Origin of the sequence: Lederbergia ruris, assembly GCF_018332955.1 — a bacterium.
Classification (GTDB): Bacteria; Bacillota; Bacilli; order Bacillales; family Bacillaceae_C; genus Lederbergia; species Lederbergia ruris.
This window is the reverse complement of sequence record NZ_BORB01000167.1, coordinates 1-255: the sequence shown is the minus strand read 5'-3', so window position 1 is coordinate 255 and position 255 is coordinate 1. Positions and strand designations below refer to the sequence as shown.

Below are 255 nucleotides of genomic sequence, written 5' to 3'. Positions count from 1 at the left end.
AAGTAAAAAGCCATTACAAGTAGGTGTTATTACAGTCATTCACACATTTGGAAGAGACCTTAAGTTTAATCCCCATATCCATGCTTTAGTAACGGAAGGAGCCCTTGATCAAAATAAAAAATGGGTAGCTACGGGTTTTATTTCGTACGAATATTTAAGAAAGGCATGGCAGAAAGTCTTATTAGATTTATTAAAGTCGTGGTTTCCTAAGAATGAAGCCGTTACAAGACTTATTAATGATCTATATAACCGTTA

1 protein-coding gene is annotated in these 255 nt (G+C 34.1%); it reads left to right on the top strand.

Annotation, left to right across the window (positions count from 1 at the left end; translation table 11 throughout):
* The coding region (locus KI363_RS21865; protein WP_212967637.1) for a transposase at positions 1-255 on the top strand (255 nt) is incomplete at both ends.